The 22722-nt window shown below is 30.8% G+C and carries 22 protein-coding genes; 5 read left to right on the top strand and 17 right to left on the bottom strand.

The window, feature by feature from the left end:
• Position 1: 1 nt before the first annotated feature.
• From ACJAX4_RS01170 to ACJAX4_RS01200, 7 genes are all read right to left on the bottom strand, one after another.
• The gene (locus tag ACJAX4_RS01170; RefSeq protein WP_435787617.1) at positions 2-829 is read right to left on the bottom strand and encodes a Cof-type HAD-IIB family hydrolase; all 828 of its coding nucleotides are present in this window, start codon (positions 827-829) and stop codon (positions 2-4) included.
• A 32-nt stretch (positions 830-861) separates the two neighbouring features.
• Entirely contained in the window at positions 862-3168 is a 2307-nt protein-coding gene (locus ACJAX4_RS01175) for a transglutaminase domain-containing protein (protein WP_435787618.1), read from the bottom strand.
• Between the two features lie 7 nt (positions 3169-3175).
• Positions 3176-4354 (bottom strand): DUF58 domain-containing protein, encoded by a 1179-nt coding sequence (locus ACJAX4_RS01180; protein WP_435787619.1) that lies wholly within the window; start codon positions 4352-4354, stop codon positions 3176-3178.
• A 1-nt stretch (position 4355) separates the two neighbouring features.
• The gene (locus tag ACJAX4_RS01185) at positions 4356-5297 is read right to left on the bottom strand and encodes an AAA family ATPase (RefSeq protein WP_435787620.1); all 942 of its coding nucleotides are present in this window, start codon (positions 5295-5297) and stop codon (positions 4356-4358) included.
• Between the two features lie 210 nt (positions 5298-5507).
• Complete coding sequence (locus ACJAX4_RS01190; RefSeq protein ID WP_435787621.1) at positions 5508-6941, bottom strand: VanW family protein; 1434 nt, start codon at positions 6939-6941, stop codon at positions 5508-5510.
• A gap of 309 nt (positions 6942-7250) precedes the next feature.
• Positions 7251-7922: a spore cortex-lytic enzyme gene (sleB, locus tag ACJAX4_RS01195; protein WP_435787657.1), complete on the bottom strand. Its 672-nt coding sequence runs from the start codon at positions 7920-7922 to the stop codon at positions 7251-7253.
• Between the two features lie 182 nt (positions 7923-8104).
• Positions 8105-9367 carry a magnesium transporter gene (locus ACJAX4_RS01200; protein ID WP_435787622.1) on the bottom strand — a complete coding sequence of 421 codons (1263 nt, stop codon included), beginning with the start codon at positions 9365-9367 and terminating at the stop codon, positions 8105-8107.
• Positions 9368-9746: 379 nt separating this feature from the next.
• On the opposite strand from ACJAX4_RS01200, the gene ACJAX4_RS01205 reads away from it, so the two are divergent.
• Positions 9747-11618: a YgiQ family radical SAM protein gene (locus ACJAX4_RS01205; protein ID WP_435787658.1), complete on the top strand. Its 1872-nt coding sequence runs from the start codon at positions 9747-9749 to the stop codon at positions 11616-11618.
• Between the two features lie 61 nt (positions 11619-11679).
• Here the strand turns inward: ACJAX4_RS01205 and ACJAX4_RS01210 are convergent, their stop codons facing one another.
• The 3 genes from ACJAX4_RS01210 to ACJAX4_RS01220 form a co-directional block, all read right to left on the bottom strand.
• Entirely contained in the window at positions 11680-12315 is a 636-nt protein-coding gene (locus ACJAX4_RS01210) for a hypothetical protein (RefSeq protein WP_435787623.1), read from the bottom strand.
• Between the two features lie 92 nt (positions 12316-12407).
• The gene (locus tag ACJAX4_RS01215) at positions 12408-13292 is read right to left on the bottom strand and encodes a YegS/Rv2252/BmrU family lipid kinase (protein WP_435787624.1); all 885 of its coding nucleotides are present in this window, start codon (positions 13290-13292) and stop codon (positions 12408-12410) included.
• Positions 13293-13451: 159 nt separating this feature from the next.
• Positions 13452-13880, bottom strand: coding sequence for a CBS domain-containing protein (locus tag ACJAX4_RS01220; protein ID WP_435787625.1), 429 nt, complete (start codon positions 13878-13880; stop codon positions 13452-13454).
• 162 nt (positions 13881-14042) lie between these two features.
• Between ACJAX4_RS01220 and pssA the strand changes: the two genes are divergently transcribed.
• Positions 14043-14555, top strand: a complete 513-nt coding sequence (gene pssA / locus ACJAX4_RS01225) for a CDP-diacylglycerol--serine O-phosphatidyltransferase (protein WP_435787626.1) — start codon at positions 14043-14045, stop codon at positions 14553-14555.
• A gap of 20 nt (positions 14556-14575) precedes the next feature.
• Here the strand turns inward: pssA and ACJAX4_RS01230 are convergent, their stop codons facing one another.
• The 7 genes from ACJAX4_RS01230 to ACJAX4_RS01260 all read right to left on the bottom strand — a co-directional run bounded on the left by ACJAX4_RS01230 (position 14576) and on the right by ACJAX4_RS01260 (position 20349).
• Positions 14576-14905 carry a hypothetical protein gene (locus ACJAX4_RS01230; protein WP_435787627.1) on the bottom strand — a complete coding sequence of 110 codons (330 nt, stop codon included), beginning with the start codon at positions 14903-14905 and terminating at the stop codon, positions 14576-14578.
• 102 nt (positions 14906-15007) lie between these two features.
• Positions 15008-16054: a calcium/proton exchanger gene (gene cax / locus ACJAX4_RS01235; RefSeq protein WP_435787628.1), complete on the bottom strand. Its 1047-nt coding sequence runs from the start codon at positions 16052-16054 to the stop codon at positions 15008-15010.
• 19 nt (positions 16055-16073) lie between these two features.
• Positions 16074-16268 (bottom strand): hypothetical protein, encoded by a 195-nt coding sequence (locus tag ACJAX4_RS01240; RefSeq protein WP_435787629.1) that lies wholly within the window; start codon positions 16266-16268, stop codon positions 16074-16076.
• An 11-nt stretch (positions 16269-16279) separates the two neighbouring features.
• Positions 16280-16819 carry a rubrerythrin family protein gene (locus ACJAX4_RS01245; protein ID WP_435787630.1) on the bottom strand — a complete coding sequence of 180 codons (540 nt, stop codon included), beginning with the start codon at positions 16817-16819 and terminating at the stop codon, positions 16280-16282.
• Positions 16820-16953: 134 nt separating this feature from the next.
• Positions 16954-17829 carry an L-serine ammonia-lyase, iron-sulfur-dependent, subunit alpha gene (gene sdaAA, locus ACJAX4_RS01250; protein ID WP_435787631.1) on the bottom strand — a complete coding sequence of 292 codons (876 nt, stop codon included), beginning with the start codon at positions 17827-17829 and terminating at the stop codon, positions 16954-16956.
• Positions 17830-17879: 50 nt separating this feature from the next.
• Positions 17880-18557 (bottom strand): L-serine ammonia-lyase, iron-sulfur-dependent subunit beta, encoded by a 678-nt coding sequence (sdaAB, locus tag ACJAX4_RS01255; RefSeq protein ID WP_435787632.1) that lies wholly within the window; start codon positions 18555-18557, stop codon positions 17880-17882.
• 133 nt (positions 18558-18690) lie between these two features.
• On the bottom strand, positions 18691-20349 hold the full coding sequence (locus ACJAX4_RS01260; protein WP_435787659.1) for a nucleoside kinase: 1659 nt from the start codon (positions 20347-20349) through the stop codon (positions 18691-18693).
• A gap of 126 nt (positions 20350-20475) precedes the next feature.
• Between ACJAX4_RS01260 and ACJAX4_RS01265 the strand changes: the two genes are divergently transcribed.
• From ACJAX4_RS01265 to ACJAX4_RS01275, 3 genes are all read left to right on the top strand, one after another.
• Complete coding sequence (locus ACJAX4_RS01265; RefSeq protein ID WP_435787633.1) at positions 20476-21165, top strand: DUF421 domain-containing protein; 690 nt, start codon at positions 20476-20478, stop codon at positions 21163-21165.
• Positions 21162-21542: a DUF4363 family protein gene (locus tag ACJAX4_RS01270; RefSeq protein ID WP_435787634.1), complete on the top strand. Its 381-nt coding sequence runs from the start codon at positions 21162-21164 to the stop codon at positions 21540-21542. Before ACJAX4_RS01265 ends, ACJAX4_RS01270 begins: the two co-directional genes overlap by 4 nt.
• A 129-nt stretch (positions 21543-21671) precedes the next feature.
• Entirely contained in the window at positions 21672-22619 is a 948-nt protein-coding gene (locus ACJAX4_RS01275; protein WP_435787635.1) for a ketose-bisphosphate aldolase, read from the top strand.
• The last annotated feature ends 103 nt before the right edge of the window (positions 22620-22722 follow it).

Consider the following 22722-nt stretch of genomic DNA (forward strand, 5'->3'; position numbering starts at 1 on the left):
TTTATACCCCCAGCACGAATTTTTCTATAGCCTTTGCTACTCCATCACAGTTATTATCATCAGTAATATACCCTGCAGCCAATTTCACATCATCGTCACCATTTCCCATAGCCACTCCAAGTCCTGCAAATTTAATCATAGATATATCATTTTCGCTATCTCCTATACAAATAACTTGTTCCCTAGTTATCCCATAATAATCAGCTAATATTTTAACCGAACTTCCCTTTGATACTCCCTTGTTCATTACCTCAAAATTATCATAGCGAGAACTTACCACTTCAAAGTCCCCCATATTTATTAAAACATTTTTTGCCTTTTGTATTTTATCTAAGTCATCATCCACTGCTATGCCCTTAAAAATTTCACTTTCATATTTATGAAATACTTCATTCCAATCTTTCACTAATTCTATCTTAATTTGCTTATCCATTGGAAGTGTTTTATTGACTTCTTCATAAAACTTCGAAGAATATTCTAATTTCTCCGTAAAAACTGTGTTTTCAGTATAATAGTGTGGATGTATATCATATCGTTTAAATACAGATAAAAGTTTATTACATTTTTCTGCCCCAAGTGTTCCCTTATAAACCACTTCATCTCTGTCTTTCTCCATAATATAGGCACCATTTGATGCTATTACTGGTGATTTAACTCCCAAAAGCTCTGAAAAAAATTCGGCAGAAGTAAAAATTCTTCCTGTACATACTGCAATCCTTACTCCTTTTTCATTTGCTAATTTTATAGCTCTAATGTTCCTATTACTAATAATTTTTTTATCATTAAGTAGCGTACCATCCATATCTATACATATCAATTTATAATCCATAATTTTTGCCTCCTTCTTATCTTAAACTAAATTTACCCAAAGTATTTATTTGTTAAATATTTAATTTTTCCTTGATATTCTTTTAAGTATTTCTCTAAAAACTCATAGTATTCTTTATTGTCTAATATTAAGGGCGAATGCTTACCATAGAATTCTTCATAAGAACTCTCAACTAAAACTAACATTCTTTCTTTAAGCTGTATATCTGATATCTGCTTCGCAAACTCTAAATCACCTTGAAATTCAGGTTTAATTATTGATATTACAGCTAATCTATCTAAATAATAATTGTAAAGTGGGGCTACCTCTTTAGATTGCAATAAGTTATTTCGATTTTTTAAGACTATCCTAATTTTCATTAGAATAAATAATAAAATTGTAGTTAATATAAATAATACCCTAAACTGATTATCCGATATGGTTATCGACTTATTTTCTCCTTGTTCTTTTCCTGAATCCATATCATCTATTTTATTCTCAGGGTTACGAATAGAGGTTATATCTTCACCTTCACTATTGGATTTACTTATTTGCTTCTCCTTAAGCGCCGCTAATTTTCTTTGCAACTCTTCTGAGGCAGTAGGTGATGCATCTACTATTGTCCACATGTTTGAATAGCTAAAAGCTCCAAGAACTACTTCACCCCAAGCATGAGCATCAGAGTTAGAAACAGTATATAATCCATTTTCATCTTTTTCACTTGGAGTTTTAAAACCCTCTACATATCTTGCTGGAACTCCAGCAATCCTACACATTACAGTTATTGCTGTATTAAAATAAGTGCAATAGCCCTTTTTTTCTTCGAATAAAAAATAGTCGATAAACTCCTTGCCCTCTGGAATAACAGAAACCTGTAAATCATACGAATAATTTTCCGTCAAATACTTTTTAATTTCTAATACTTTTTCTATGCTAGTATTAGAATCTTTTATAATTTCAAAGACCAAATCATAAGTCCTTTTAGAAATGTTTTCTGGAACTTGAAGATACTTTTCATAGTCCAATAATACTTTAATATTTGTTCCATCATCACTATTTGAAAATTTGTCTTGAATGCTAGAATTTTTATTAATATCTGCATTTATACTCTTAGGTTTGAGATAGTAATTCATTGGCCCTCTAGGTACAGCACTATAATCTCTCACATCTTCGATAGTATCAATCACTTCACTATATTCATAAAAATGCACATCATAGGGTCTTGTAACTGCTTTTTCACTTATAATTATCGGTGTTTTATCATAAAATAATGTACTCTGAACATTGCTTACATTAAATGCAAAGTTAGGTGCAAATATTGTATTCGTTTTAAATTTTTTATCTGGATATATAGTTAAGGATCTTTTGTGCATGTACTTTTCTCTATTCATTCCGAACCTAGCATAGAACATATCACTCTCATCTGATTTTTTAAAATAATTTTCATTAGATATACTCCACTTGCTCCCATCATAGAAATCTTTAACGCTGCCTTTTAAATAATATGGTTTTTCACTTTTAACCTTAAAAACCTCTTGGTAATTTACTAAAATAGGTCCGCCCAATCTTTTATCATTACCGTTGTACCCAGATGTAGATAAACTATAACTATTTTCAACTTTTGAAGTAGCTTCATTAACAAATTCATTTTTAAAAAAGTTACCAAACCCACTTAAATCTTTGCCTTGATATTCCTGTGGTAACATTATAGCTATTTTAGAAATTATTAACGCTATTATAACTCCATAACCTAGAATATAACCAAATTTCAAAGATACATTTACTCCTTTAGCCTTGTACTTCTGTATTCTTTTAAGGTAACTCATAATAATAAAAGTAAGTGAAGAGATAAAAAGATACACAAATAGATAATCTATGACTACAACATAGGACCTTGAAAACCATAATCCAATAACTACCGTAAATGATACTATCAAAATAAAATTCTTCATAAATTTAAAAGTTATCCATAAAATCAAAGCAGTAATTAAAGGAATTCCTAAAGCTAGTAGGAGCCTATATTGATAAAAATATGTAATGGCCCCTTCGTATATAAGGTCATTTAGAATTAGGATATTATCAAAAAAATAATTGCTTAATAATACCCCTAAAGCCTCACTGTTTTTAAGATAATAGGCCGTGCCCATACTAATAATAAGCAGTGTAAATAAAAGCTTATAAATTGTTTTTCTAGTAAAGCCATTGCAAGCAAAGTAAATTAAATTTCCTATTATAAATAATAAGGTTGTAATTTCATAACTGAAATCTTTAATTTGAATACCCTGTTGTAAAAGCCTTAAAATAAGGTTAAAGTTCACAAAAATAATAATTATGTATATGAGTTTTTCCTTCATCCACATCGTTTTTTCACCTTTTCTCTATAATTTCCTTAAAATTAATACATTCAATTCCCATATTTTTAAGAATATCTATATTTCTAATGAAATTTGCATTTCTAAATCCATTCAAGTTATTACCGTAATAAAATACATTAACTTTGTACCCTCTCCCTTTTAAATTCACAATCAAATTTCTTAGGTTATCATCAACAACTATACTCACTATTATTATTGAATTTCCACTAGGTACATGTTGTAAATTTGATTTTATAAAGCTAGCAAATTCAAAAGTTCCATTACTTTTACATTTTAATAAGTAATCCATAAATCCTAAAAAATCTTCTTTAGACTCCACTTTTATGCTCTTTTGATGCTTTGAATGTATTAAAATCCTGGTTTTAATTCTATTAATCAACATATAGTTTGCTAATGATGCAGAGAAGTCAACCATATTTTCCTCAATAACTCCAGTAGAATCATTCAGCAAATTATCCCCATGCATATTAATAAATAAATTACATCTTTTGCCTGAAGTCATGTCAAAATTCTTCACGTACAGTTCGCCATGCTTGGCACTTAATTTCCAGTGCACATTCTTAAGATTATCTCCTGTATTATACTTTCTGACGTTTTTAATTAATGTAACATCATCAATTCCATTTTTACTATTATTATGATTTTCATAAGCATCTTGACCACTTAAGTCAATATCATGCAACTGGTATACCTTAGGATAAACTGTGATATTAAATTTATTATGTATGTTTTTTACAAATTTAAAAATACAAAATAAGTCATTTGTAATAGCAGAAATATTCCCAAATTTATAAATTCCCCTTTTAGTAAAAATAATTTCATTATTAATACATTTACTATACTTACTCCCTAAAAAGATTAAGTCACCATGGTACCCATCTATAAATCCACCTAATATTTTACTTTCCACGTAAACATAAGGTAATGGTATTATCCCAGAATTTTCTGCTATTATTTTAATATTAGCCCTATCAGACACATTAAAAACCACACTGTCACATTCAAACTTAGCATGCAAACTCTTGTTAACTATAATTATATAAATTATTCCAATGACTATGGTAACAGAAACCACATAAAATATTGAATATGGTAAATTACCTCCTGACGTATAAGCAAAAATAAAAGCAGCTACACATAAAAATAGTATTCTTTTGTTTATCACAATCATACTATCTCACCTTGGGAACTTGAATTGTTTTTAAAATATCTGAAATAATTTGCTGCTCAGTATAATTGTTAGCTCTAGCTGATGACGTTAATGTAATTCTATGGCTTAAAACAATCATTACATTCTCACATACATCCTCAGGTATAATATAGTCCCTCCCATTTATAAGCGCCGTTGCTTGAGCCACTCGCTGTAATGCTAATGATGCTCTTATACTTCCACCTAGAAGTATAAAACTATTATTTCGAGTCGCATTAACTAATTTAACTATATACTCGTTTAATTCCTTTTCCACATGTATACTTCTTACTTTTTTCTGTAGATATAAAATATCTTCATTTGTTGCCACAGCTTCTAATTGTTCAATAGGATTATTTTCCCTATATAAATCTAATATGTCTACTTCAGCCTCTTCTTTTGGATATCCTATTTTAACTTTAATCATAAATCTATCTAACTGTGCCTCCGGTAATGAAAAAGTACCTTCATACTCTATGGGATTTTCAGTTGCTAAAACTAGGAACGGTTCTTCCAGTTTATATGTGATTCCACCTTCTGATATTTGTTTTTCTTCCATTGCCTCAAGTAGTGCAGACTGTGTTTTGGGTGATGTCCTATTTATCTCATCGGCAAGTATTATGTTAGAAAAAATCGGTCCTTTTTTAAACTCAAAATCATTAGTTTTTTGACTGTATATAGAAACACCAAGAATGTCTGAAGGTAAAAGATCAGGTGTAAATTGAACTCTATTATGGGATAAATTTAAAGACTTTGCTAAAGCTTTTATAAGTGTAGTTTTTCCAACCCCTGGAACATCTTCAATTAATATATGACCACTGGCAAGCACTCCCTTTAATATATTATATATTTGAGGCTTCTTTCCTAGGATTACAGTTTCTATATTTTTCGCAATTTTATCTATTAATTCAACTTCTTTCGTCATAATATCCTCTCCTTTAACATGCTTTAGGGCATAAATACTACATCATTATAGTATTTACATAATATCATGTTTTTGATTATTTATCCATTAATGCAATTATTAGCTTTCACTTTATATTCTATACTGATACTGAAAATGTACTAGACGGGATAACAAAAGACATAACGTTAATTAAACGCTATGTCTTTTACAGGATTGTATTATTGAAATTTAAGTTTCTGTTGGTGGAGTCTCTACTGGAGGATCTACAACTGGTGGCACTACAACCGGTGGTTCAACAACTGGTTTCTTCTTAGTACCTACTTTTGTAATTCCATCAATAACTCTGTAGGTATCATTGTTTATAACTTGTGTATCAATCAGCTTACCCTTTTCATATATTTTCCTTGTTACTTTAACTTTATATCCTGGATAACCCTTTTGCACAGTTTCTTTTTGTCCCTCATACTTAGTCGGATCTTTTACTATTTCTGTTTTTGGTTGAATAGTTTGCAAAGTTTCAGTTGAAATTTTATAAGTTCTATTAGTTAACGTAGAACTAGAATAAATATTAAAGGAAACATTTCTGTTTGATGTGTATCCTTCAATAAATATTGGATACTTTAATGTATTCTTAAATTTGTAATCAAGATTGCCATAATCAACAGTGGCATCTTGTCCTTTTGGGACGTAATGCGAAGGAAATGTATGATGAACTCTTTCTACAGACATAAGTTCAGTTCCAAGGATTGCGTTGTATAGAGTAGATGAAGTCTGGCATATTCCACCGCCAAGCCCTTGTTCTAGTTTATCTCCTATAATTATTCCTGCAGCTTGGTATCCACTTTTTGCTGTTCTTTTTCCTACAACTCCATTAAAACTAAACACGTCTCCTGGCATTAATAGAGTCCCATTTATACTTTTAGTAGATAAATTTATATTTGTAGCCCTACCTGATGCTGAACTTGCATAATTTGTAGTAAAGCTTGATATTTTTTTATCTATTGCTTTTAAAGTAGCTGCTGTTATTTTAGGCTTCATTTCATTTACGGGAGCCTCAATACTTATAGTATCTTCAGAAAGAACACCATTAATTTTATCCTTAATTTCACCTTTTAATTTATCTGAATCTAGCTGCTTGCCAATAACATCATTAGTAACATTAAATTTTCCACTGCTAACCATCTTTATCGTTGCATTTACAGGCTTTTTATTTGTATTTTTAGCTATTTTTTCTACCATTTCTTCTATCATTTTTCCAACAATTTTATCATTATATTCGAATTTTAGCTCTATTTGCATTTCAACAGGATTTTTTATAGCTTTGTATCTTTGATACAAATTCATATCACTTCCATAGCTAGTTGCCTGCTCTATAGCTTGGTCAATATTATATTTCGCGTCTAACTTTGAATAGTCTAAAGTATATTTTTTCTCTCCCTGTACTATGTCAATTTTTTTCTTAATTATTTGACTAGAATACTTGTCCTCAATTATTTTTTGGGCCTCCGCCTTAGTTTTACCTGTTAAATTCTCATTTTCTATCTTTACTGAAGGTAAAATCAAAGAATCCCATTTCTTTACTTTAGAATAAGAATAAGTAGTAAATATTGCTGAACCTAATAAAAATATAGCTCCTAATATTATAATTGCTTTTTTTTTCATATAAATCTCCTTTTCACTCTTCCGTATTGTACTACATTCAAACTTTTAATACTATATACTTTTCCATTTATATATTATTTTTAATTTAGTTACATATTATTTTATAGTTATATAATTAATTTAAAAACATTACCATTATTTTATCACAATTTAACGTTATTAGAGGTAATTTAAATATATATTTTTTATTTGAGTAATATACATTTTACTTGTAATTGAAATTTATATTGCCTAATAATAGAACTACTCAGTAATCCCTACTATTATTATTATTAGGGATTACTGAGTAGTTCTACCTATTACTTTTAATTAGCTACAAAATCTATGTTTACCAATTACTTTTATTAGTGTCTTTGACCATATCCATTTATTAGTGGCTGTTGCAGGATTAAAATAGAATACAGCACCTCCTGAAGGGTCCCAGCCATTTAGCGCATCTCTTGCTGCCTTTATAGAGTTGGGTTGCATTTCCGAATTTACTTGCCCATCTACTACAGCAGTGAACGCACCTGGTTGATAGATCACTCCCGCTATTGTAGTTGGGAATCTTGCATCTCTTGTTCTATTTAATATTACTGCTCCAACGGCAACCTGACCTTCATAAGGTTCCCCTCTAGCCTCACCATTTATAAGGAGTGCTAACAAATTCACATCTTTATTATTTGTTACATTTTGGGTAGATGCCGTCCCGCTAGAAGTTGACTTGTTCGCTGCAATACCAAGAGCTGCAAGTGTGTTTTTTCCTGTTATTCCATCTACACTTAATCCATTTTTCCTCTGAAATAACTTAACTGAAAGATAGGTGTTATATCCATATATCCCATCAACAGCATCCTTACTATATCCCCATTTTTTTAGTTTAGTTTGGATTTCTTTAACTTGTTCGCCCCTTGAACCATATTTATAAACCTGCGCCATTGCTTTCATATTAGAAATATTAAAATATACCTCGCTTGAAAAGTATGCGATTAAAATTATCATAACTACAGCGCTGCACCTTTTGAGTAAATGCCTTTTGTCATTCAAATGTATTCCTCCTCAAAAAAAAATATATATCTTGCATTATCAGTATTAGTTTGTGCTAATTTACAAAAAAAATACACTGAGTTACTAGATTAAATCATAGTAACTCAGTGTATTTTTATATAATTCCTATATAAACTTTATATAATTTTTTTAAGTTTTCTTTTCCATCTAGGTGATAATAATTCTTCAATTATATCATTCATAATTACTATTCCACATAATTTTTCGTCCTCGTCTACTACCGGTAAAGATATTAAATCATATTTAAGGGCTAATTCAACAGCATCTTCAATATCTTGGCAATCATTTATTTTAATAACTGTATCATCCATAATATCTTCTAATTTCTGCTGAGGGTCTGACAACACTAAATTCCTCAGTGAAATAAATCCTTGAAGCTTTTCCTCTTCATCTATAATATAAATATAATGTATTACCTCATCGTCTGGCTTAAGTTCCCTTAGGATTTCTATAGTCTCAAAAGCTGTAATATTAACATTAAAGGATATAAAATCTTTATTCATTATGCTTCCAACAACTTCATCTTCATAATTCATAAGATCTCTGATTTCATCTTCATCTTCTTTGTTAAAGTTCAGAAGGATTTTTTCTGCATCAGCTTCCTTCATTTCATCTAGAATATCAGCAATTTCGTCGTTAGGCATTTCCTCTAAAATTTCTTGTGCTCTCATGTTATTTATAGTACTTAAAATATCAGCTTGGATTTCTGGTTGTAATGCCTCTAAGGTATCAGCAGCCAAATCTTTATCTAAACTTTCAAAAATTTTGTTTCTAGCCTCCGTATCTAGCCCCTCTAAAATATCTGCAAGATCTGCTGGATGGAGCTTAGTTAATTTCCCGTAAGGTTCTGTTAGTTTTAAGCTGTTCTCTACCATCTCTAAGGATTGAACACTTTCCCAAGTTATACTATTTTCTCTAGGGCTTCTGCCCACTATATCATAAAAAGCTCTGACTATTCCATCTAATTTATATTTTCTAGCAACAGCTATAATGCCCGATTCTACTGTTATAACTCTTATCTCTCCACCAACTTTATTCATAGTCAAATCATTAACCTTAACAACCTTCTTACCGTTAACATCGACTATTTGCTTGTTTAATAGGTTTTTAGACAAAAGGTAAGAAAATTTTCTAGGAATTATATCTTTCACTCCTCTTACTCTTACAGTTAGACCCTTATCCTCTTTGAACATTTCAATATTTTTAAATTCACAATTAAAAATTTCTCCACCCTTTTTGATTTTATATCCAATAACTCTTGGATATCCTTGGTCCGTAGTAACATAAATATCGTACAACTTGCCAATACTGTCATCAAGCTCATCGTACACTTTTTGATTAAGTATTTTACTTAAATAAAATTGTGAAATTCTTTCCATAGATATTCCTCCTATTATGCAGAGAAACATCAAAATAAAATCCACAGCTAATTGATTTTTAACCACAATTCAAACTATATGAATTTCTGATATTAGAAACTCTCTACATATTCATATTATATTTTAAAATTAATATTGACCTTCTACTCGGAGGGCCATTTTCCATTCATCTCACCGCCTATAATATATATATGTTTAGATATTACCACATTTTTTATGATATTTTAATTAAAAATAAAATTCTCTCTACTATAATTATATTATATAGACTTCAAAATGCAACTATAATAAATTTTATAGTTCATATTTATTAATAATTATGTTAATATTACTATGTATAGAAAGCGATCGATAACTGATTTATTTGGAGGTATATATGATAGTAAACAAGCAGTTTTTACCCATTAGTATGAATGATTTAAAAGAAAGAAATATATCCCAATTGGATTTTATAATAATTACAGGGGATGCATATATTGATCATCCATCCTTTGGTACTGCAATAATTGGCAGAACCTTAGAACGCGAAGGCTTTACTGTAGGTATTATAGCACAGCCCAATTGGGATAACGTAGACGATTTTAGAAAACTTGGAAAGCCTAAATATGGATTTCTTATAAATTCTGGTAATATAGATTCTATGGTCAATCACTATACTACTGCAAAGAAAAAAAGGCATACAGACCTTTACTCTCCCGGAGGTGAATCTGGTCATAGACCTGATAGATGCGTAATTGTATACTGTAATAGAGCTCGTGAGGCTTTTAAAAATGTTCCAATTATAATTGGTGGTATCGAAGCAAGTCTTAGGAGATTTGCACACTATGATTATTGGGACGACAAGGTGCGACGAAGCTTAATAGTAGATGCTAAAGCGGATCTGTTAATTTATGGTATGGGAGAAAGACCTATAATTGAAATAGCTAATCTATTTAAATATGGCATGACTATAGATAAAATGACTTCCATAAAAGGAACAGTCTATATTTCAAAAGAAATTGATAAATTAGAAGATTTCGTAGAAGTGCCTTCTTTTGAAGAAGTAAGTGTTGATAAAAATAAATATGGAGAAAGCTATAAATTACAATCTATGGAACAAGATGATATAAGAGGAAAAATTGTAGTGCAAAAACATAATGATAGATACATAGTGCAAAACCCTCCTCAAACTTCATTAACCCAAAATGAAATGGATATAACTTACGGGCTACCTTACACTAGAACCTATCATCCTATATATGAAGAAAAAGGAGGAATCCCTGCAATAAACGAGGTGCAGTTTTCAATAACTAGCCATAGGGGTTGTTTTGGTAGTTGTTCGTTCTGCGCACTAACCTTTCACCAAGGGCGAGTTATTCAAAATAGAAGCCAAAAATCTATAATAGAAGAAGCAACGCTTTTAACTACTCTAAAAGATTTCAAAGGATATATTCACGATATTGGTGGTCCTACAGCTAATTTCAGACATAGGGCCTGTAAAAAACAAGAAAAAGTGGGTGTATGCAAAGATAAACAATGCATGTATCCAACACCTTGTAAAAATCTTATAATTGATCACACTGAATATTTAGATTTATTAAGAAATGTTAGGTCTTTACCAAACATTAAAAAAGTTTTTATTCGTTCTGGAATAAGATATGATTATTTGATGTTTGATAAAAACACTACCTTTTTCGAAGAATTATGTCAACATCATATTAGTGGACAATTAAAAGTAGCCCCAGAGCATATTAGTGACAAGGTCCTAGACCAAATGGGCAAATCAAAAAAAAATATTTATGATAGTTTTGTAAAAAAATATTTTGAAATAGATAAAAAATTTAATATGAATCAATTTTTAGTTCCTTATCTTATGTCAAGCCACCCAGGGTCGGACCTTGCGGAATCTATTAAATTATCAGAATATATAAAAGAAATGGGATACACTCCTGAACAGGTTCAAGATTTTTATCCAACACCAGGTAGCTTATCCACTACAATCTACTACACTGGGATTAATCCCTTTACCAAAGAAACTGTTTATGTTCCAACCGCTCAAAAAGAGAAAAATATGCAACGAGCGCTACTTCAAGTTAAAAACCCTGATAACTACAAAATTGTAAAAGAAGCTCTAACAATAACTCATAGAGAAGATTTAATTGGTTTTGATAAAAAATCACTGATTCCACCAAGACCTACCAATACAAATACTAAATTTAAAGGGGTCAAAAATTCTAAACGAACAATTCCAAAAAATAACTTTAAAAAATAAAAAAAGCACATATAATTACAAATTACTTTGTAATTATATGTGCTTTAAAATATTTGTTAATTTATCTTTTAAACTTTATTAACCCGTAATCTAGAGTTGCAACCCAAATTAAATCTGCAAAGAGCAGCAGCGCAAAATTTATATTTAATGTAGTAGTAAGAATAGCTAATAATGTAGTAGTTGATGAAATTATTATTAATAGGGCTCCTAATTTATTAGATGGTTTTTTATGGAATATTTCTATCCCTTTAATTAAAAAAATTGAATTTATCATAAGGAGTGCAACATTGTAATAATTTTCTAATTGTAACTCCATAGTGTATCCTGAGATATTTGATATATTTATCTTTATAAAAGATTTATATATAAGAGTGCAATAGGCTAAAACAAGCACAACACACAGAATGAAAATCTTTTTAAGCTTAATTTTATCGTTTCTAGCAAAAATAAATATTGAAATAATCCCACATATAGGTATACAAAGTATATTAATAAACAAAACTGGTTTTAAAAGATATAAATAACTTTGGTTTTTTATAACAAATAGGATTATTAATGCTATGTATCTACATGCCATTAGTATTAAAACCATAGCACTTATTACCTTGATTCTTTTAGGCGCATAAAATATACTAAAAATTATACCTTGATATAATAAAAAAAACATTACTAACAGCATTAAAAAATATATACTCACTAATATACTCTCCTAAAGATTTCTACTGTTAATATTTATTAATTTAAATTTAAAAATATGCACGATTTATACTTTATAAATTAAATAGTTCGCTATATTTTAGATCCAAGTACTGATATCCCACCTTTTTCACATTCTATGATAAGTGGAAAATCTGGTCCTCTTTCTCCGTCTATATCCGTAACAATATCTTCATAGCATTCTACTTCTAACCTATTAGTCTTAAAATAAACAATACCTTCTACATTCTCTAGATATTCATTTCTTAACATTTTAATAAAAATATTTATTATATTCTTCATAATACCAGCTTTAATTATAATTACATCCAAAAGCCCGTCGTCTATCTTAGCTTTATACGCGAATTTTAAATTTCCTGCTGTTTGTCCATTAAAAACTAACATTAGATACATGTCTCCATCAAAGCAATCCTTGTCTGATGTAACTTTTATTTTAAGTCTCCTGAAATTAGGCAATTGTTCAAACCCTTTTACATAGTATGCCAGTTTTCCTATAGTATTTTTTAAATTCATATCTGTTTTTTGTGATACATCTGTAAATAGGCCCATACTGGCTACATTCATAAAATATTTATGGTTTATTTTTCCTATGTCAACTTTTTTCACCTTACTTTTCAGTATTTGGTTACAAGCCTCTTCAACATCTAAAGGCATTCCAATATACCTAGCGAAATCATTTGCGGTGCCAGTAGGAATAATTGCAATTGGTAAATTGATTCTTTTTTCTTTCATAACATTTATTACGCTATCTATTGTTCCATCTCCACCAGCTATTAAAATATATTTATAGCTTTTATCAATATCAAAAAAAGCAGTTGATAATGGACTTTCGTGGCATATTCTATGTGGAACTATTACACAATCGTGTTTTTGATGAATCATTATTATTTTATCTAAATCAGATGCTATAGTATTCTCTCCAGAGTATGGATTATAAATAAATTTCACCTTATACATTCGATTTTCTCCTATTTACTTATTATGTTTATTAATTTATCTATAATCATTATACATTTTTAAATACAAATCCACAAGATTCACTTTTCCTATGGATTCGTTCACAATTGCCAACAAAACAAGTAACAAAATTATACCTTTTTTAGATTTATGATCTTTTTAAATATTGTGAGTACAGGGTATAGATATTTCACTTAATGCTTCACTAGCCTCTTTATGGAGATTTGGCTCTACCGCTAAGTCTCCCAGTGAAATCATTCCAACTAATTCATTATTTGAAACTATAGGAAGTCTTCTTATTTGTCTTTCACTCATAATCCTAGTAGCGTCATCTACATTTATGTTTATATCTCCTAGAACTGGATTTGAGGTCATTATTTCTCTAACCCTTTGTATTTTCATATCTGACCCTTCTGCAACACATCTCGTAATTATATCCCTATCCGTTAATATCCCTACTATTTTGTCTTCTGTTTTTACTGGAATTGACCCTATATTATGTTCCCTCATAAGCATAGCTGCATGCTCCACAGTATCCTCTACAGATAAACTTATAACGTCTTTACTCATTATTTCAGAGATCTTCATTTTAAAATCCTCCTTTTTTTTTGCTTATTACAGACAACAATTACTTCTCTTTATATTTTAACCATAAAGAAAAAATAATATTAATATTTTTTCTTTACTTAAATATTAATGCATGATGATGTATAATTGAGAAGACAATTTTATTCTTAGGAGTGGTGTATATTGAAAAAATCTTATCTACCAAATATTATTACCTTAGGAAACTTGATTTTCGGATTATTATCATTAGTAATGACTTTCGAAGATAAGTATAAATTTTCTGTAATTTTTATACTATTAGCAGGTCTTATGGATAGGTACGATGGTCAGGTAGCTCGTTTTTTACAAGTATCTAGTAGTTTCGGAAAAGAATTAAATTCATTAGCAGACTTAATATCTTTTGGCGTTGCCCCATCACTTCTCATATTTAATTTATATAATTTCATATCTTTAGGATATTTGGGATATATTTTATTTTTGATTTTCCCATTATCAGGTGCATTTAGACTAGCTCGATATAATTGTTCTAAATTTGATAATGTTTATACAGGCATCCCTATTACACTAGCCGGAATGCTAGTTGCATTATACGCTCTAATAACTTTAAATTCACAGCCCAATTTTCCACTTACTATTATTATAATGCTTATACTATCTTATCTTATGGTAAGTAAATTCAAGTTAAAAAAAGTGTGAGAAATTGATCTCACACTTTTTTAGTCTCTTAACTTCAAATCTTCGTCAATTTCTGTTTCTATATACTCTATTTGAAGCTTACATTTCATAATGTCAGTTTTCATTGTGCAGTAAGACATATAACTATATGATGCACCATCTAATACCTTTATTGCCTCATCTATAATATCCCCTAAATTATCAGCTCTTTTAAGTGCATCCTTAACATCACTCTTTTTAGAAAGCGCAATTTTATTTAACTCATCCGCGCCACCTATTAAGAGCCTGTAAGAATTAACTAACTTAGTCAGCATATCTGCCAAATTATTTATATCGTTGTAATAATTTTGTATCACCCTTCTGTGTGACAAATAATCACCCTATAGTCTTGATATCCATTAAGTATATTATTATAGAAATAGAATTATGCTAAGAACATAAAATATACTATTATGTGATTTACTTTCATGCACCTAGACAATGTAATAATATGCTAGTGTGATTATCATATAAGATGTAATCAATATGCTGCCTTCTAGCCAATAAGTTTTTCCATCCTGAAACACTAAAAAAGACATCCCTACCGCTATTCCACACATTATTATATGAAATACAGGAAATAAGAGGGTCATACTAAGTCCCATAAGCGATGAAAATACTACTAGTACAGGAGTAACAAATAGTGAAATTTGAATGCTTGACCCTATAGCTATTTCTAAGCTCATGTCCACCTTATTTTTCATTGCACACATTATAGTAGAAACATTTTCACCTATATTGCCAAGTAGCGGAATTAAGATGATACCTATGAACTCCTGTGATATATTATAGTTTTTTGTTAAATCTCTAATGTTATATATCAATTTTTCACTTGTAAAATAAAGTAATACTGATATGCAAATTAAAATTACAGCACTTTCAATAACACTTTTATTTACAGTAGCTTTTTTCTCTTCTATATACTCACTAATAACAAATAAATTGTTATGCGTATATAATGAGAATATTAATCCTAAGATATAAATGCCTATGAGTAGAAAAGCAACTTTCACACTTATTGATATAATCACTGCATCTAACACTACAGAATACCTATTTAGTGTTGCTATAACTATCATAGACGACATCGCCAGTAATAACATATTAAAGTTAGTTCGCGCTATTATACTATTAAAATTCTGCTCTTTAAACTTGAACCCTCCAAATACCACTGCAATTCCAAGGCCTAAAAGCATATTATTTATAATTGATCCAATTAATGAAGCTTGAACAAGTGCTATCATTCCATACTTTATCGACCATATTCCCATCATAAGTTCAGGAATATTACCCACTGTAGCTGCTAAAAGCCCACCTTTTTTCTGTCCTATATAATTTGATATTTTAGTGGTTTGATCTCCGAGCAAAATGGCCAGTGGTACTATAGCTATGGAATATATCATTGTATTTAGTAAACTTGAAGAAGTCCTTATAAATATTAAGAAAATTACTACGATCATAAAAATATAGGTTTTTTTCATTTAAAACACCAAGTTATCATTATTTTGTACTTTCAATCACATATTCTTCATCGATGAGAGCAAAGATGTCTTCATCTATATTTCTATATGAGTTTTGCGCTTGATCCACATCCATGCCATACCGAAAGCCAATATCCTCTTTATAATCCTCATCATCTAAAAATATTACAGGTTCCACTGGTACTAAGTAGTAGGTGGGGTAATAAATTTTCATATTCACTCCTCCTATTTATAATCTTCGCAATATATTTTAAAGTAAGCTCTTGGGAACTTACATAGTGGGCAAACAACTGGTGCTTCCGTTCCAATATGAATATACCCACAATTCATACATTGCCATTTCACTTCATTGTTTCTTTTAAACATCATGCCTGCCACAAGATTTTCGTATATTTTCATAAATCTCATTTCATGACTTTCTTCTACTTCCTGTAATTCTTTATAAAAATCTGCAATTTCTATAAAGCCTTCTCCTCTAGCCTCTGTTTCAAATTGTTTATATAGCATGTCAGTCTCAAAAGCTTCTCCCCCTGCTGCCGATTTTAAGTTATCTGCTGTACTTTTGTTCATTTTAAGAAACCTATTAAAAACTTCTCTTGCATGAGCCTTTTCATTGTTTGCCGTGGCTTCAAAAACAGAGGCTACATACTCATACCCCTCTTGCTCAGCTTTTTCTGCATATAATGTATATTTATTTCTTGCTCTCGACTCTCCAGCAAACGTTTTGAGAAGATTACCTTCCGTTTTACTACCTTTTAATTGCATTTTGTTCCTCCATTAAATTGTTTATCTTCCTTATTATTCTATTCATTATGTTTTTAAAGGTTACTTCTAAAAAAGAGAGGTACATCCCATAGGGATGCACCTCTCTTAATTTCAAATAATATGTATTTATAAATTTATTCCTTTAGAATTTCTTTCGCCAGTTTTAGTCCTGTAGGGGTAATTGCACTTCCACCCATAGCAGTTTCTCTTAATTCACATGGCATTTGCTTTCCCACTTTATACATAGCTATCACCATATCATCAAAAGGAATCCTACTAGTTACCCCACTCATCGCTAAATCGGCAGTAGTTAAAGCACTTACTGCTCCAGCTACATTTCTCTTAGCACAAGGCACCTCAACTAAACCAGCAACAGGATCACACACTAGTCCTAGTATGTTTTTTATAACAATAGCAGCTGCGTTTAATGCCATATCCGGCGTACCACCCATCATTTCTACTACAGCTGCGGCGCCCATGGCAGCAGCAGATCCACATTCAGCCTGACATCCACCCTCGGCTCCTGCGAGTGTAGCATTCTTAGCTATTAATACCCCTATACCCGAAGCTGTGAACAAGGCATTTATTAGCTCCTCTTCAGTTTTACAAAGCTTCTCTCCTGCCGTAATAATTACCGCTGGAATTATTCCACAGGACCCAGCAGTAGGTGCTGCAACTATTTTGCCCATGGCTGCGTTCACTTCTGAACAAGAAATAGCTCTAGCCATTGCTTTTACCATGAATCCCCCTGTAAGTGTATTTCCATAATTTGCATACTTATTCAGTTTAAGAGCATCCCCACCTATTAACCCACTTATAGATCTAGTTTCATTTATAAGTCCATATTCCGCAGCTTCTTTCATTATATTAAGATTCGCTCTCATCTTTTCAATTATCTCTGCTCTTGGAAGTTCACTTTCTTCTTGTTCACACCTAATGGTATATTCCCATATTGGTATATTTTCTTCTTCACATATACTTAATAGTTCTACCCCTTTGTTTACAAACACAATTTTCCCTCCTTAGCCTTTTTCTCTTTATCACATTAACTATGATAGTTTTAGGACTGTAATACCGGCGATATTTCTTTTATATTATAGATATTTCCTTGAGACTTTATCTTATTTAATACATCTTTAGGCACTACAGTATCCGTTTCAAATACCATAGCTGCTTTAAGCCCTCTACTGTCTCTATAGACATTCATAGTTGCTATATTTATATTTTCATCAAATAATATAGTACTAACTTTTGAAATCATTCCTGGAATATCTCTATGACTAATTATAATAGTTGGGTAGTTTCCCTTAAATTCAACCGGTTGACCATCAACTTCAAATACTAAAATATTACCCCCTCCAACAGAAGATCCCATGATTTCAACTATCCTTCCACTTTTTTTTGTTATAATAAATTTAACAGTGTTAGGATGTACATCCCCCAAATCTGCTGGAATAAACTCTACGATAAGACCTAGTTCTTTTGCTAACCTTAGGGAATCTTTTAACTTATCATCCCAAGGATCCATTCCTAAAATCCCTGCCACAAGAGCCTTATCCGATCCATGTCCCTTATACGTTTTAGCAAATGACCCATGTAGAATAAATTGCACCGATACAATGTTTTCCCCCGCAATTATAGACGCAACCTTTGCAAGTCTTGCTGCGCCTGCCGTATGAGAACTTGATGGTCCTATCATAATAGGACCTAATATATCAAACGCACTATAGTTTTTCATTTTCCCCTCCTTAACCGTCTCTGCACAGTATATACAATTATTAATTGTTTTGCCTCGCAACAACGTATGTTATTCCCTTACAACTAAATAGTAAGTATGAAATTTATCCTGCGTGCCGAACCTTCACTTTACTTTAGTATTGATAGAAACAACTTCCGCCGGTGAATTCTCTTATTATTGAATTATCTGGTACCAATTCTTTGTCTATCTCCTGAAAGAAATTCAAAAAGCTTCTTAACCTAATAGCTTCATAATATACTGGACTTTCTGGTCCAATTTTATCAAGCTCTGCTAATGCAAATTTCTTTAGCACACAAAGTTCATAAACTACACTCGAGTTAAACATCACATCTGCCTGTTCTTGAAAAATAAATATGTTTTTTTCCTCTCCACGCTTTACTGAAGGCCACATTTTAAGGGTATCTTCAACGCCGTATCCTCTAGATAAATAATCTCTAACTATTCTTCTTGTCATTCTTACGTCTGTTGTAGAAATTCTATTGTGATCATCTAAATTAAGCTGTGTTAATGGACTTATATATATTTTAAATTTACTGTCTATAGAAATGGAAGATGTTAATATTTCATTTAGCCCATGTATTCCTTCTACAATTAAAACACTATTTTCAGGCATTTTTATTTTATTTCCGTGCCACTCCCTTTTCCCAGTTTTAAAGTTAAAGCTTGGTATTTCAACTGCTTCACCTTTTAATAATAACTCTAAATCCTCGTTAAAAAGCGCTAGATCTAGTGCATATATAGACTCAAAATCATATTCTCCCTGCTCATCTCTTGGAGTAATTTCTCTATCAACAAAATAATCATCTAAGGATATATATACAGGCATTAAGCCATTTACTCTTAATTGAATACCCAGCCTCTTTGAAAAAGTAGTTTTTCCAGAGGAGGATGGACCTGCTATAAGAACTAACTTTACCTTACCCCGCTTATGAATCATATCCGCAATGTACGCAATTTTCTTTTCATGAAGTGCTTCTGCTACTCTAATCACATTAACAATATCACCATTTACTACTTCATCATTTAAAGCACCAACATTACCAACTCCCAATATTTTACCACATTTCTCTGCTTCATAAAATACACTAGCAAGTTTTGAGTTCTTTTGAAATTTAGGAATCTTATTTGGGAAAGCACTAGTAGGATATCTTAATATAAACCCTGGCTCGTAGTATATTAAATCAAATGTTTTTAAAACACCAGTCGAATAAGCCATAGGGCCATAAAAATAGTCATATCTTCCATCTAGTTCATAAAGCTTTACTTCTTCTGAATCAACATATTTTAACAGTGAAACTTTGTCTTTCATACCATATTCATCATAAATTTTCATTGCCTTCTCTTTTGGAAGGCCGATTTTATTAATAATAATATCAGCTTTTATTATTTGGCTCATTTTGTTTTTTATATCATATATATCATCAATATCTAGTGCAGGAGTCTTATGGATTTCGCCAAACAAACCCTTACTTAAAGAATGTTCTATATGAATTTTAGCACTGGGAAACAAATCTGCAACTGCTTTAATTAAAACGAACTGCAATGTTCTAACGTATGTCATCATTCCAATTCTACTTTTAATGTCTACAGTGTCAAAAGTGCCACCCTCTACGACGCAAGTTCCTAGTTCATAAAGTCTATTATTAACTATACCTAAAACTACTGGTACATCATTTAATAAATTATTACCCACAATAATATCATTTAGTATAGTTCCCTCTTGAACTAAAACCATCCTGCCATCTTTAAGTTCTAAATTAAAGTTATTTATAAGATCATCCCCTACTTTTAAATGTTACTACCATTATACTGTAATTTTCAAAAAATGTATCATGTACCCCTTATAATTTTTGTATTTAGAAGGAAAATATACTTAATACAGTAATGGGGTGATATTATGTTTACTTTAATAATCAGAACTTTTTTCTTATATTTTGCAGTAATATTTATTATGAGGATGATGGGTAAAAAACAAATAGGTGAGCTTGAGCCATTTGAACTGGTTGTTGCACTAATGATTTCTGAACTTGCTACCCTTCCCATGACAGACATAAGAATACCGCTACTACATTCCGTTATACCTATGATTACTTTGCTATTTCTCCAAGTAGGTACTTCTTACATTGAGCTTAAAAGCGAAAGAGCAAGAAGAATACTTACAGGCAATCCAAGTATATTAATAAGAAATGGCAAAATTGATATTGCAGAACTTAGGTCCCAAAGATTTAATATTAATGATTTACTAGAGGAACTTAGATTAAAGGGTTATTTTAATTTATCTGAAGTTCAATATGCTATTTTGGAAACTAGTGGAGAGCTATCAATATTGCCAAAAACTCAGCAAAGCGTTGCCACTAAGGCAGATTTAAAATTAAAAGTAGTTCAAGAGTTATTACCTGTGCCCCTAATTATGGATGGTAATATAAATCACAAAAATTTGAAACTCTTATGTAAAGATGAAACTTGGTTAACCAATCTACTAAAAGAAAATAAAATTTCTCGCGCAAAGGATGTTTTTATAGGCACATTAGATTCTAAAAATAAGTTTTATTATCAACTTAAGGAAGGGGTGCAAAATCATAAATGAAAAATGTTATTGTAGCCTTTATTCTATTTATCATATTGCTTATAGGAATTTTTATATCAACAAATATCATAAATCGTAGTTGCACACATTTACAAACCTTGAATTATAAACTAGAAAGTTATATACTTAAAGAGAATTATGAAGATGCATACGATTTATCACTAATTTATATATCTGAATGGAAAAAAGCTTCTAAATTTTTAACCGTTTATATACATCATGAAGACATAAATTATCTAGACAGTGAAATTTTAAAATTAACTCAATATACGAAAATTAAAGATCAATCAGAAGGACTGGCCACTGTTCATGTTATGATATATCTTGTAGATAAGATAATGTTTCTTCAAAAAGTATCTATAAGTAATATTTTTTAATTTATGTTTATGATTTATAATAAAAAGGTAGAAATCACTTAAAATATAGCTTATAATTATGCTATATCATAAAATGTCCCACAGGGACATCATGTGTCCCTGATACAAAATTTGAAAGGTGGAATTAACATGGCATTAGTTACTACTACTAATATGTTTAAAAAAGCGCTAGAAGGAAATTACGCGATTGGTGCATTCAACATCAATAATATGGAAATAATTCAAGGAGTTATAGATGCTTGTGCAACTCACAAGTCAGCTGTAATACTCCAAGTATCAGGCGGGGCAATGAAATATGCTAGGCCTACCTACCTTAGAAAAATGGTCGAAGCAGCTGTTGAAGACACTGGCCTTGATATAGCTCTTCATTTAGATCACGGTTCAGATTTAGCACAATGTAAACTTGCAATAGCTTCTGGATTTACTTCAGTTATGTATGATGGTTCTCATCTGGATTATGAAGAAAATGTAAGGACAACTAAAGAAGTAGTTGACTTTGCTCATTCCAAAGGTGTTGTAGTTGAAGCAGAACTTGGTAAACTTGCTGGTGTTGAAGATGCTGTTTCAGTTTCAGCAGCCGATGCAACTTACACTGACCCAGAACAAGCAGTAGATTATGTAACAAGAACTGGAATTGATTCACTAGCTGTAGCTATAGGAACAAGTCATGGTGCTTATAAATTCAAAGGCGAACCTAAACTTGACTTTGAAAGATTAGCTTTAATTACAAAGAAATTAGAAGAAGCCGGAAAACATAATTTCCCAATAGTTCTTCACGGTGCATCTGCTGTAGATCAAAGTTTCGTTACCATGATAAACGACTTTGGTGGAGAAATGAAAGGTGCAAAAGGAATACCTCTAGAAATGCTAAGAAAAGCAGCTGCTATGGCTGTTTGTAAAATAAACATGGATACTGATTTAAGACTTGCTATGACAGGTTCAGTAAGAAAAGTTCTTACTGAAAATTCTGGCGAAATAGATCCAAGAAAATATCTTGGAGAAGCACGAAAGAATATTACTAAATTAGTTGAAGGTAAAATTACTAATGTTTTAGGTTCTGCTAATTCATCTAAATAATTATTTAAGTAAGTAAAACCAAAAGACTCACAGTTACCATACTGTGGGTCTTTTGGTTTATTTTTTATTCTGCTGTTTCCATACGCAAAAAAAAGTATATGTT

The sequence above is a fragment of the Clostridium sp. genome (assembly GCF_051278035.1).
Classification (GTDB): Bacteria; Bacillota; Clostridia; order Clostridiales; family Clostridiaceae; genus Clostridium_AD.